Here is a 12318-nt window from a genome sequence, read left to right as displayed (position 1 = left end):
GCTTTGAGTGATATTTGCTCCGCATTGGCGGCAGCATAAAAGGCAATTCCTGTCTTTTAGCGATAAAAACATCGATACTTGGCCAAATGACAGGCTTATGCCGGGCGCAGCCAGTATATGCCAGGCGCAGCCACTGGAAGTGGGCCTTGGTTAGGAATTGAGTAGGCCCGCTAGGAAGAACGAATGACATCGCAATCCAATCCTCAGGCCGTTGCCACCCTGGACGCGGCTCTCGCTGATCTTGATCTCACCGCCCGTCTGCGTCTTGTGCAGGAGCTTGGTGGCCGGTCCGTGTTCACCACGAGCCTTGGCCTTGAGGATCAGGTGATTACAGCGGCAATCGGTCTTGCCGGTCTCTCCATCGAAGTGGCAACCTTGCAGACTGGTCGCCTGTTCAAGGAAACCCTCGATCTGATTGCCGAGACTGAAGAGCGTTTTGGCATTTCCATCAGGCAATATGCGCCCGATCAGGACGATATCGACGCCTATGCGGCAAAATATGGCTTGAACGGCTTTTACGAAAGCGTCGAAGCACGCCATGCCTGCTGTCATGTGCGCAAGCTTGTTCCTCTGGCGCGGGCGCTGCAAGGCGCCTCTGTCTGGGTTACGGGCCTGCGCCGCAGCCAGTCCGGCAATCGCGCCACCACACCGTTCGCCGAATATGACACTGAGCGCAACCTGATCAAGATCAACCCGCTGGCCGATTGGTCGTTGGACGATATCAACGCCTATGTGGAGAGCGAGGCTGTACCGATCAATCCGCTACATGCGCGTGGCTATCCCTCGATTGGTTGTGAACCCTGCACCCGTGCGATCAAGCCGGGCGAACCTGAGCGGGCTGGCCGCTGGTGGTGGGAAAATGACGAGAAGCGCGAATGCGGCCTGCATGTGCCGGACGCTGCCATCCCATCGCTGAATTCCAGTTCCCTTTAACAGCCGTTTCTGGGCTTTTGGCGAGGTTTTTCCCGTTCAAGGCTAGCCAAGACCAGTCATCGGCAACTAGGAATATGTTTTATGTCCGTACAGAGCCTGCCCACGCAGCCGTCATCGCAGCCCGAATCTGGGCCGCACGCATCTGGAAATCAAGTCATGCATCTGCACCAGTCCGAGTTTGATCCGCATTCGAAGGAGGTCGTGGCGCGTGCGCCGCTCGATCCGCATTTGAAGGCGCTGGAAAACGAGGCGATCCATATTTTCCGCGAAGTGGCCGGCGAGTTCGACAATCCGGTGATGCTCTATTCGATCGGCAAGGATTCGTCCGTGCTGCTGCACTTGGCGCGCAAGGCCTTCTATCCGGGCCGGGTGCCGTTTCCGCTGCTGCATATCGATACCGGCTGGAAGTTCAAGGAAATGATCGCCTTCCGCGACGAGATGGCGAAGCGCTACGATCTGGATCTGGTCGTCCATACCAATCCGCGTGGCAAGACCGAAGGTGTCACACCTTTTTCTCACGGCTCGGCGCTCTATACCGACATCATGAAGACCGAGGCCCTGCGCCAGGCGCTGGACGCCGGCAAATATGACGCCGCCTTCGGTGGTGCACGTCGCGATGAGGAAGCCTCGCGCGCCAAGGAGCGGATCTACTCCTTCCGCACGCCTGACCATAAATGGGACCCGCGCAACCAGCGCCCGGAATTGTGGAATGTCTATAATGGCATGATCCGCCGGGGCGAAAGCGTACGGGCCTTCCCGCTGTCCAATTGGACGGAAGTCGATATCTGGCGCTATATTCAGGCTGAAAACATTCCGCTCGTGCCGCTCTATTTTGCCGAAAAGCGCCCTTATATCGAGCGTGATGGCATGATGATCCTGGCCGAAGACGAGCGGCTGGAACTGCTGCCGGGCGAAAAGGTTCAGCATGGATCGATCCGCTTCCGCACGCTGGGCTGTTTCCCGCTGACCGGCGCGATCCGGTCCGAAGCCCGGACCCTGGATGAAGTGATTGCCGAACTGGAAATTGCGACCGTCTCCGAGCGTCAGGGTCGCGCTATCGACCGTGACCAGTCCGGATCGATGGAAAAGAAAAAACGCGAAGGATATTTCTGAGATGACCGCAAGCGCCACCGCACTCGCCGCCAACCTGGCGTCCACATCGGATTTTTCCTCCAAAGAACCGTCGCAGGGGCTTTCCTTGGCAAATGCAGTCCCTCAAGCCGAGGCCGCCTATAACGGTCGCGATTCCCGTCCCTTGCGTCTCATCACCTGTGGTTCGGTCGATGACGGTAAATCGACGCTGATCGGCCGGTTGCTGTGGGACACCAAGGCGGTCAAGGAAGACCAGGCCGCAACGCTTCGCCGCGACAGCGGCAAGCAGAACGATCTTGGCCTGCCGGATTTCGCGCTGCTGCTTGATGGTCTTCAGGCGGAACGCGAACAGGGCATCACCATCGATGTCGCCTATCGTTATTTTGCCACCGACAAGCGCTCCTTCATCGTCGCCGACACGCCCGGCCATGAGCAATATACCCGCAACATGGCAACCGGCGCCTCGACTGCCGATCTGGCTGTGCTACTGGTCGATGCCCGCGCCGGTATTCTCGAACAGACCCGTCGGCATGCGACGATTGCCTCGCTGATGGGCATCAAGCAATTCGTGCTGGCCGTCAACAAGATCGACCTGACCAATTACGACAAGGCAGGCTTTGACGCCATCGTCCAGGAATTCAAGGACATCGCCCTGACGCTCGGTGTGCGCCAGACCACGGCGATCCCGATGTCGGCGCTGAAGGGCGAAAATGTCGTCTATTCCGGCCAGGAGCCGATGCCGTGGTACGACGGTCCGACGCTGGTGGAAGCACTGGAACGCGCCACCTCGCGCTCGGCACAATCGACGGGCTTCCGCCTGCCGGTGCAGCGTGTTTCGCGTCCGGGTGAAAGCTTTCGCGGCTACCAGGGCACAGTGGCCGGTGGTGCGGTCAAGCCTGGCGACAGCGTTGCGATCCTGCCCTCGGGCGCCATTGCCAATGTGAAGCAGATCGTCACCTTCGACCTGGTGCGCAATGCGGCTGTGGCTGGCGATGCCATTACCCTTGTGCTCGACCGGCAGGTGGATGTGTCGCGCGGCGACATGATCGTCTCGCTCGACGCCGAGCCACAGGTTGGCCTCGCCTTTGATGCGCAGCTCGTGGCTTTGCAGCCGGACGGCATTCTGCCCAACAAGCGTTACTGGTTGAAAAGCGGCTCGCGCCGCCAGCGCGTCCAGGTCAAGCCAGTCCAGCAACTGGATCTGAAAAACGGCAAATGGGGTCCGGCGGAAAGCCTGGCCATGAACGCCATCGGCAAGGTGCATCTGGCCTTCGACGAAAAGGCGGTGTTTGACCCCTACGAGCAGAACCGCTCGACCGGCGCCTTCATCCTGATCGACCCCGACACCAACAACACGGTAGCCGGCGGCATGATCACCGCCAAGCGCTCGGATGTCGATGGCCTGAACACCGGTGAAGCCCGCGTCCTTCTCTCGCTGCCCGCCGATCTCGCCGACCAGCTCATGGCCACCGAACTGCTGGCCGCCCGCCGCGACGAAGTAGAACTGCGCCGCGTGACGACCGCCAAGGCGCGGGACTTGCTGGACGGGATTGAGGGGTAATTTTCATCGGCTGTATTGGCCGGTGAACTGATGAGTTACAGCCGTCATGTGTTGGAGAAACGCATGGCGGCTTTTGTTTGCTATGAGGCCGCCTCCAAAATCTCCTTGAAGTGTATGTTTTGCGAGAGGGTTTTGCAGCGGAATTTTATTTGAAAAATCAGGGATGGTGATTTTGTCGCGGATGTTAGGAATTGCCCTACAAAGCTGGCTCGGATGCAGAAAATTCACGGCCCAACAATATCGTCCGGCTAGGTTGCATGGGCTCTATTTCCAGCTCACGGAAACCTGCTCGTTTCCAAAAGTTGACCGCTCTTTCATTGTGCCGATTGGCTCCTACATGCACCCCTGACGGGGCGTATGGAGCGATAAGATCCAGCCACGCATTGAGAAGCTGCATCCCTACACCCGCTCCCTGTGCTCGGGGTAGTAAATTCATGTGGAGATGTGCCGGGTATGAGCCCAAAATCGCTGTCGGTATCCGGGATGGATGGTGAATCATATGAAAACGACGCTGATCGTGTGTCCATTCTGACGATGGAAGATAGCTGGGGTCTGGATACTCTGCTCGGAGTCGCGGCCACCAATCCCTCTCCAGTCGATCCTCCCAAAGCGAAGTATCAGTCACCCCAAGTGCAAATCCGGCAACACCCTGATCATCCGTTACAAGGAGAATCATGGATGGTTCCAGAGTAGCATAAGGAGCTGAGTAGATCAGGCCTATTAATTTCGGATCGTCATATAGATGCGATGCATCGCCTCCGAGGTGACCAGTGGCGAGCGATATTGAAAAAAGATCATCAGCATATTTGGTATCGAAATTCTCAATTTTTATCATGCCTAGACGCCATCCTCATAGGTCGCAAAACTCCCAATTAACGCGACACCATTTTTTCGATTTTTGCAGCCATGCTGAGTAGGGCATGGGCTTTAAACGGACAGCACTTGGCGTAGCCCGTGTCAGATACTCTAGCATAGGAGGAAAATCAAAAGACCGGTCACGTGATCTCGTGGCAGCAGCGTAACGTCAATCGGCTATCCGATCTCGCCGGTCCGATCATGGCCGCCGAACTTCTAGACTGCCGCCGTGATGAGGTGGAAATGCGCCGTGTGACCACGGCTATTGCCTGTGATTTGCTGGATGGGGTTGAGGGGTATATTTGCCAGAGTGAAATGAATTGAAGCCCGGTTACGGAAACGCGCCAGGGTTTTGCTTGTCTGCTGGACACAAGTAACTTCGTCTGACAATGTTCAATAATAATTCAAATTATTGGCTTGTTTGCGAGGAAATGAATATGGGTTCTATCCATTCTTATTGGCCGGGCATCATGCTCGCTTACTCAACGTATATTATCTCGGCAATCAGCCCTGGCCCAGCAATGTTAGCAACCATGGGAACATCAATGGAATCTGGGCGAAAGGCTGGTATCGCGTTTGGGCTAGGTATCGCGGTAAGTGCGCTTGCTTGGGGCGCTCTGTCATTCCTGGGTCTATCTACTCTGCTGGCAGCTTATGCTGGTGTGCTCGATCTTATCCGTCTTTTTGGATGTTTGTATCTTTTATACCTTGCTTGGAAATCATTTCGATCTGCATTTTCGAATTATGACCTGAGTGTCAATTTGACAGGCAAGCAAGAATACAAAGCCTCACACGTCTTCTTGCGAGGATGCGCTTTGAATCTCACCAATCCAAAAGCGATCCTGACTTGGGTCGCTATCATTTCGCTTGCAATGGAGCCTGGTGCGCCCTTGTGGACAGTCTTTGCGGTTCTTGCTGGCACAATATCCTTCTCTGTCGTTTTCTATACGCTGATAGCGATTGCGTTTTCGACGCCAAAAATGGTGTCAATTTACAGCCGCGCGCGGCGGTGGATAGACGCGACATTGGGATTTGTATTCACTGTTTCAGCTTACAAATTGGCCAGAGATTGAACATCAAGGGGTTCGTGCCGCGATGGCGATCATCAGGCAGATGCCCCGCCGTCAATAATCACATCTTGACCAATAATGTAGGACGCCGAATCCGAGGCAAGCCAAAGCGCATTGGCCGCAATCTCGTCGGTGCTTGCGACCCGTTTGGATGGATTGGTGGCTGCTATCCGCTCATCGCGTGCGGCGCGATCCTCCCCTGGGCGCATGGAAAGTGGTGTATCCACTGGGCCTGGGCAAAGGCAATTAATACGAATGCCATGGGCAATGGCTTCCAGCGCAGCGGTTCGCGTCAAGCTGCTGACGGCGGCTTTGGAGGCGGCGTAAGCGCCCATTGTTGGGCGGACAATCCGCGCACCAACATTCGAGCCGATGTTGACGATCGCGCCGCCGCCCGTCATTTTCATGGCGCGGATCTCATGTTTCATTGAGAGCCAAAGCCCGGTCACATTGGAATTGAAGGTCCGGGTAAACGCCTCCGCTTCCATGTCATCGAGCAAGCCGCCAAGCACAATTCCTGCGGCGTTCACGGCAATATGCAAGGGGCCAACGCGCTCCATTAAGGCTCTCACCGATGTCTCGTCGGTCACGTCGGTTGCGACGGTGAGGGTGTCACCGCCCGCATCGCGGATCATGCGGGCGGTTTCTTCAAGGTTTGAGAGCTGTCGTCCGGCGATCACTGTCTTTGCTCCCGCCTTGGCGAAGCCCAAGGCGATGCTGCGCCCGATGCCGCTGCCTGCGCCGGTAATAACAACCGTTTTGCCTGAAAAATCGAAGTCGGACATCCATCACCTATTTGTGTGTCAATCAACACAAAATAGAATGTTGGACTCATCCTGTCGAGCGATTTATATGTTGATCGACACAGAAAGGAGAGCGCATGGCTCAGCGAGGACGCCCAAGGAGTTTTGATCGTACACAAGCGCTGGACCGGGCGTTGATGGCGTTTTGGCAAAACGGTTTCGAGGCGACGTCCATGCACAATCTTGTTGAGGCAATGCAGATCAATTCGCCAAGCATCTATGCGGCCTTTGGATCAAAGGAAGCTTTGTTTGCAGAGACGATTGATTATTATCGTGAGGTCTATGCGAGCGAATTGCTTCAAGCTTTGAATGATGCGGCTGATGCCGCAAGTGGCATAGAGGCTATGTTCGCGGCAGCCATTGAGCTGTTTACGCGCCTTGATACGCCGGGGGGATGCTTCGTGGTCAACTCGGTGGCCAGCAATGCGCCAAGCGGGCTGGAACTGGCGCAAACGATGGCACAATTGCGGTGGCAACGCTCGGAACAGATAGCCGAACGGCTGAGAGAAGATGTGCGCGCCGGCAAGCTACGCGATGACACGCCTGTTCAGGAATTGTCCGATCTTTACGCCGTGCTTATTCAAGGTCTGGCTCAGGCTGCGCGCGATGGCCTTGGCAAAACGCGTTTAATGAGGCTCTGCGAGCATTCGAGACATCTTATCTTGCCGTGGCAGATGAACTGACATTTCAAGACGTGCTCTGTACGATAGAGTTTGTCGGAGAAAAGTGGAATCCCTTTTTCCTGAAAAGACAAACGAAAACAAAAAAGTGTCTAAGGAAAATACAGTTTGGTTTCGCCACGAGAGAAACTCAAAACCAAACAGAACGGCCACGTGATCTCGTGGCAGCAGCGTGACGTCAATCGGCCGCCCGACCCCGTTCTATAGATAACGGCGGTCGCGTTCGGGGTCTGTCTACAGGTTTTGGGCTGATATTCAAGCCCCGGTTGGCGGCTGGTGGGCCGCCATATGGTTCATGGTTTGAGACGGCGGGTGGAGCCTCGGACGATCAGTTCGAAACCGAGATCCGTCGTGTGTTTCTGGCGGATCTTGTCCTGGGACCGGATGATCATGTCAGTGGCGCGGTAGCCGAGTTGATAGAGCGGGGTGCGCACCGTCGTCAGGCCAGGCACGGTGTGGGCGCAATAATCGAGGTCGGTGAAACTGCACAGCCCGAGCTGGTCGGGGATACTGATCGCGCGCCGCTGGCATTCAAACAGCAGGCCAAGCGCCAGGTCGTCGTGACAACACAAGATTGCATCGACATCGGGATCGGCGGCAAACAATGTATCGAGCGTCTTGCCCGCTGATCCGAAGCAATCGTTGGCGTCCACATTGATTTCGAGATCAGGATTGTAAAGTCCTGCTTCCTTCAGCCGGTTACGATAGCTCTCCAGCCGCATTCGGACGGGAATATCGGTACCGGTCGAGCAAAAGGCGATCCGGCGATAGCCTACATCCAGCAGATGCCGGATGGCGACATCGGCGGCGGCGGCATTGTTGATACCGATGGCCATATCGACCGGCGGATAGCTGATATCGATAAACTGCACGACAGGGCAGGGCGCCTCATGCAGCATTTCCGTCACCCGCGGATCGACCTGCACGCCACCAATGATGATGCCTGTCGGCTTCTGTGCGAAAAACTGTCTGAGTTGGTAAAGCTCTTCATCGGGATCATAGCGCGTATTGACATATTGGATGCGCAGGCCCGTGCCCCTGGCCCGATCCTCGATGCCCTTCATGACCCTGGGAAAAATATTGGTGCCGAGCAGCGAGGACAGCACGCCGATTGTATTGCTGTTTCGGCTGGCCAAGGCCCGTGCGGCGTAGTCGGGCACATAGCCAAGCTCTTCGACGATTTTCAGAATCGTTTCGCGCAGTCCCGGAGAGACTTTTTCCGGCTTGTTCAGCGCCCTTGAAATGGTAATCGGGCTAACGCCAACTTTTTCAGCAACTTCGTTCAATGTCAGGCGATTGCCCGACGTCCTGATTTTCTTCCCCACTCTTCCCCCGGTCATTTGCTTGCGCACTCATTTGCTGTCACTGCGGATAGTCACTTGGATGAACGATCCGCTTATCGGGATCGGCAAGGATCATGCATGCCGTTATCGCCGACTGTGTCCTCCGCCTTTGATTTCCTATCGGAAATCATTGAAAACGAGCCGTGATGGTTAATTTGAAGATATCTCAAGTCCTTGATAAAGCTGGACATCTATGAGCCTAAGGCTTTTATGTCGGTTCATGTCATGCACCCCTCCCAAGGCTCTCCCCCAACGGTTTTGTCCGAAATATAGTCTGAAGACAATATTGACACATTCTAATAAGCCTTAAGAGCAAGACAACCTGAACTTAAGAGCAAAGCAACTGAAAATTGTTGAATTCCTGGTCCTTTACATCAAAGGTGTGGATATGGCAGTCAGAAAAGATCGACAGGCCAGCCTGGTCTTGCCGCTTCTTCACTGCATGGTTGCTCGGTTCCAGTTGGCGCAACGGATGAAATTATACAATAGAAATAAGCTATTGTAGCGACCCTTCATGGAACATATATGCAGCAAGTCCTGGCAAGGCGCCTTGCGTTTTATCAAGTGCGGGAAGGATGTTTTGCGGCATAGTTCCTGAAATCGATTCCGACCGGGGAATTTATGCGGTATGGGGTGAGGGAGAATCCGGTTTCGGCCTGCAAGGCTGTAGATGCATTGAAAGCTGGCACCGTCCGGTTATCGAACGGGGTTTTGATGCCTTTGAGATAGTCGAAATTTTATACCTGCTGCACAATTTCAGACCTCGCCATCTGTTTCAGACATTGTTCAGCGGAAGATCTGGAGACGGCGCATTCCGCATGACCATCCGTTTCACTCGTCCCGTTTCCATCGCCGCCCGCTGGGCCTGGCGGCTGGCGTTTTTGTCCCTGCTGCTGCTGGTGGCGGCCTGGCTGGGGTTTCGTTTCGGTCCACTGTCCATGCCGAGCTTTGTGCTTGCGGTACTGGTCTGCGGCGGGCTGGCGGCGCTTTCGGTGCCATTTGCCCTCTGGGGCCTGTGGCGGCTCTGGTCGATCGGCGCCAAGGGCGGCATGGCAGCCAGCCGGGCGCTGGTGATTGCGGCTCTGCCGCTTTCGGTGCTGGGGCTGGCCGCTGAGCGCTACCAGACGCGCCCGGAGCTTTATGAAGTGGTCAGCGACCTCACCGATCCGCCCGGCTGGATCTTGCCCCCAGCGTCGAAATCCAGTTGGCTGCCGCGCCCACCGAGCGATGCCGTTGTCCAGGCCCGTCTACAGGCCGAGGCCTATCCGACCCTGACCGTGCGCCGCTATGACGGGGCGTTGGACCGGGTCTATCAGGCGGTGCGCAAAGTGGCGTCGGACCAGCGCTGGAGCGTAACGGCGACGCGCGGGGCCGCTTATGCCCGCCCGGATTTCCAGGCCCCGGCGCCAGCCTCCGGGGCACCCGCCGGGCCTGCACCCGTGCCGGTGCCAACCCCGCGTCCCCAGCCGCAAGCCCAGGATCTCATTCCCGATGACGAGCCGCCCGGGGTGATCCGCATTCAGGCCACCACCCGCAATTTCATTCTGGGCTTCCCCTTCGATATTCTCATTCGGCTGCGGGAAGAAGAGGAGACGGTGCTGGTCGATATCAGGGTTTCCAGCCGCTACGGTCCCCACGATCTCGGCTTTGCCGCCGCCATCGCCAATGGCTACCTGACGGCACTGGATGGCGAATTGCTGGGCATCGCCAGCCAGTGATAGGTCATCGGACCATAGCTGATCGGACCGGTGATATTTTCAGCTCGTATGCCGATCAAGCCGGATGAAACCGGCCGTCTGCCAAGGCTGGCCCCTCGCATTGAACGGCGCCCCTTGCCACCAGATCTTCCAGATGCGCCAAAATCGACAGGACAGCGGGCTTGTAGAGATCCGGGCTGATATTGTGGTAAATGGCAGCCAGCATCTCGTCTATTGTCCTGTCTCCGGCCTGAACACGGGCCAGAATGGTTTCTTCACGGTTCAGTCGATGGCCTTTCAGCCTGGAGACGTGGTCGAGGGGAGACAGAACCGGCCCGCCATGGCCGGGCAGATAGGCCAGGTCGTTGCGCGCCAGCAAAACATCCAGCGAGGCCATGTAATCGCGCATCGATCCGTCGGGTGGCGCAATCACCGTTGACGCCCAGGCCATGACATGATCGCCGGAAAACAGGATGCCGGTTCCATCAAGCGCGAAGGCGGCATGGTTGGCGGCATGGCCGGGGGTCAGCACGGTTTCCAGTGCCCAGCCATCCCCCTCCAGCCGCTCGGTATCGCCAAGGGTAATGTCAGGAGCGAAATCCCGGTCCCCGCTCTCGGTAAAGGCCGCCGTCTCGCCAGGGTGCAAGGGGCGCGCCAGCCGGTGCCGGCCCTCGGCCACCAGCTTCGCCCCGGTCTGCTCCTGCAACCGCAGGGCAAGGCCGGAATGGTCACGGTGGGTGTGGGTGACGATGATGTGGCTGACCTCACGACCGCGCAGCGCCAATTGCAAAGCATGGAAATGCGCAGGGTTATCGGGGCCGGGATCGATCACGCCGACCGACTTTTCGCCGATAATATAGGTGTTCGTGCCCATAAAGGTCATGGCGGAGGGATTATTGGCCGTAACCCGTTCGACGCCACCAATAATGGGCACGCGGCGTCCATGGTCGGCACGATAATCGGCGCTGATGTGTGGTTGAATTGTCATGATCTATCAGAACTCAAGGGCAAACGGCGCCAGGAACAGGAATGGTAGAGAGCAGACATGGCAGGCCGCTCATTTATATTCGATTTCAATAAAGCTCATCGGTAGCGTGCCGCCATTGATGACATTGTGCTCCACGCCCGCCTCGCGCCTATAAGCTTCGCCGGCCCGGCTGGTAACACGCCGTTCGCCTGCGGTGTCCTCGATCAGGAAGTCGCAATCTGTCATCGGCACCACGACATAGCCAAGACCATGGACATGATGGCCGGTGGCGGCACCCGGCTCGAAATCCCAGCGCGTCACCCGCACGACGGCATCATCGATCAATAGTGTGGAAATGGCAGGCGGGCGGGCGGAATATCCGGGCATGTGAAATCCTTATCCGGCAAATGGGTCTCAAAAAAAATCCTATGATAAGCAAGCCGCAGACAGAGTAAAGCTGTCGATACGCCAAAAGAAAGCACCCCGTTCCATGGGCCGCTAAAGAAGCAGGGCTCTGGAAGGGGTGCTCTTGGTATCGCAGCGAAGAAAGAGATCAGGCGGCGCGCCGCTCATGACGGCCTTCTTCGACCTCCTCGACGATTTTGGCGACGAACGCATCGAGATCGCCAGGATTTCGAGAGGTGATGATGCCCTGATCGGCAACCACCGTCTGGTCAACCCAGCGGGCCCCGGCATTTTTCACATCGGTGCGGATCGAGGCATAGGAGGTTGCCTGACGACCGCGCAACGCATCAGCCTCGACCAGCAGCCAAGGCCCGTGGCAGACGGCGGCGACAACCTTGCCGGAAGCGACGAAATCGCGCACCAACTGCACGGCCTTGGCATCGGCCCGCAGGATATCGGGGTTGATCTGGCCACCGGGAATGACCAGCGCATCATAATTATTGGCAGAGGCTTCCTCGACGGTGAGGTCGACATCGACCGTGTCACCCCAATTCTTGTCGTCCCAGCTTTTGATCGGCTGCTTTTTCAAGGAGGCAATGGTCACCGTCGCGCCCTTGGCTTTCAACTGATCCAGCGGAACCCGCAATTCCGAACGTTCATAGCCATCAGTGGCAAGAATAAGGATCTTTGCTTCATTGATCTTTGTCATCTCTAAGTCCTTTTCTGTTTCGTGGTGGTTCGTCATCACAACAGATGGGGGCGGGGATCGTTCCGTAATTTCTTAACCTTTGAATGGCGATGGTCCTCGACGCTTTCCACGGAAAATATCAAATCAGCGATTGCAGCCGGTGCGCGCTTTTGCTAATGACCGGCATGCCAAACGCGCGGCATCATTGATCCGCGCGCATTGTG

12 protein-coding genes are annotated in these 12318 nt (G+C 56.7%); 6 read left to right on the top strand and 6 right to left on the bottom strand.

From position 1 onward, the window contains the following. Positions 1-183: 183 nt before the first annotated feature. The 3 genes from V6582_RS06085 to cysN all read left to right on the top strand — a co-directional run bounded on the left by V6582_RS06085 (position 184) and on the right by cysN (position 3586). The gene (locus V6582_RS06085) at positions 184-933 is read left to right on the top strand and encodes a phosphoadenylyl-sulfate reductase (protein ID WP_156631653.1); all 750 of its coding nucleotides are present in this window, start codon (positions 184-186) and stop codon (positions 931-933) included. Positions 934-1089: 156 nt separating this feature from the next. Next, entirely contained in the window at positions 1090-2046 is a 957-nt protein-coding gene (cysD, locus tag V6582_RS06080) for a sulfate adenylyltransferase subunit CysD (RefSeq protein ID WP_156591666.1), read from the top strand. A gap of 1 nt (position 2047) precedes the next feature. After that, entirely contained in the window at positions 2048-3586 is a 1539-nt protein-coding gene (cysN, locus tag V6582_RS06075; RefSeq protein ID WP_156631652.1) for a sulfate adenylyltransferase subunit CysN, read from the top strand. A 196-nt stretch (positions 3587-3782) separates the two neighbouring features. Here the strand turns inward: cysN and V6582_RS06070 are convergent, their stop codons facing one another. Continuing rightward, positions 3783-4421 (bottom strand): GNAT family N-acetyltransferase, encoded by a 639-nt coding sequence (locus tag V6582_RS06070; protein ID WP_156631651.1) that lies wholly within the window; start codon positions 4419-4421, stop codon positions 3783-3785. A 457-nt stretch (positions 4422-4878) separates the two neighbouring features. On the opposite strand from V6582_RS06070, the gene V6582_RS06065 reads away from it, so the two are divergent. Beyond that, positions 4879-5514: a LysE family translocator gene (locus V6582_RS06065; protein ID WP_197434363.1), complete on the top strand. Its 636-nt coding sequence runs from the start codon at positions 4879-4881 to the stop codon at positions 5512-5514. A 32-nt stretch (positions 5515-5546) separates the two neighbouring features. Here the strand turns inward: V6582_RS06065 and V6582_RS06060 are convergent, their stop codons facing one another. After that, a complete protein-coding gene (locus V6582_RS06060) occupies positions 5547-6296 on the bottom strand; it encodes an SDR family NAD(P)-dependent oxidoreductase (RefSeq protein WP_156631648.1) in 750 nt (249 codons plus the stop codon). A 95-nt stretch (positions 6297-6391) separates the two neighbouring features. On the opposite strand from V6582_RS06060, the gene V6582_RS06055 reads away from it, so the two are divergent. After that, positions 6392-6997 carry a TetR/AcrR family transcriptional regulator gene (locus V6582_RS06055; protein ID WP_156631647.1) on the top strand — a complete coding sequence of 202 codons (606 nt, stop codon included), beginning with the start codon at positions 6392-6394 and terminating at the stop codon, positions 6995-6997. Between the two features lie 290 nt (positions 6998-7287). On the opposite strand, the gene V6582_RS06050 is transcribed toward V6582_RS06055, so the two are convergent. Beyond that, positions 7288-8319 carry a LacI family DNA-binding transcriptional regulator gene (locus tag V6582_RS06050; RefSeq protein ID WP_337739231.1) on the bottom strand — a complete coding sequence of 344 codons (1032 nt, stop codon included), beginning with the start codon at positions 8317-8319 and terminating at the stop codon, positions 7288-7290. 836 nt (positions 8320-9155) lie between these two features. Here V6582_RS06050 and V6582_RS06045 point away from each other — a divergent pair. After that, the gene (locus V6582_RS06045; protein WP_156631645.1) at positions 9156-10055 is read left to right on the top strand and encodes a DUF1499 domain-containing protein; all 900 of its coding nucleotides are present in this window, start codon (positions 9156-9158) and stop codon (positions 10053-10055) included. 55 nt (positions 10056-10110) lie between these two features. On the opposite strand, the gene V6582_RS06040 is transcribed toward V6582_RS06045, so the two are convergent. The 3 genes from V6582_RS06040 to V6582_RS06030 form a co-directional block, all read right to left on the bottom strand. Beyond that, positions 10111-11022 carry an MBL fold metallo-hydrolase gene (locus V6582_RS06040; RefSeq protein WP_156631644.1) on the bottom strand — a complete coding sequence of 304 codons (912 nt, stop codon included), beginning with the start codon at positions 11020-11022 and terminating at the stop codon, positions 10111-10113. 69 nt (positions 11023-11091) lie between these two features. Continuing rightward, positions 11092-11388 carry a cupin domain-containing protein gene (locus V6582_RS06035; protein WP_156631643.1) on the bottom strand — a complete coding sequence of 99 codons (297 nt, stop codon included), beginning with the start codon at positions 11386-11388 and terminating at the stop codon, positions 11092-11094. A 166-nt stretch (positions 11389-11554) separates the two neighbouring features. Then, positions 11555-12115, bottom strand: coding sequence for a type 1 glutamine amidotransferase domain-containing protein (locus V6582_RS06030; RefSeq protein ID WP_156631642.1), 561 nt, complete (start codon positions 12113-12115; stop codon positions 11555-11557). Positions 12116-12318 lie beyond the last annotated feature (203 nt).

Source organism: Agrobacterium vitis (assembly GCF_037039395.1).
In the GTDB taxonomy this organism is placed as follows: Bacteria; Pseudomonadota; Alphaproteobacteria; order Rhizobiales; family Rhizobiaceae; genus Allorhizobium; species Allorhizobium vitis_E.
Note: the sequence above shows the minus strand (reverse complement) of the source record. Positions and strands in the feature narration are given on the sequence as shown.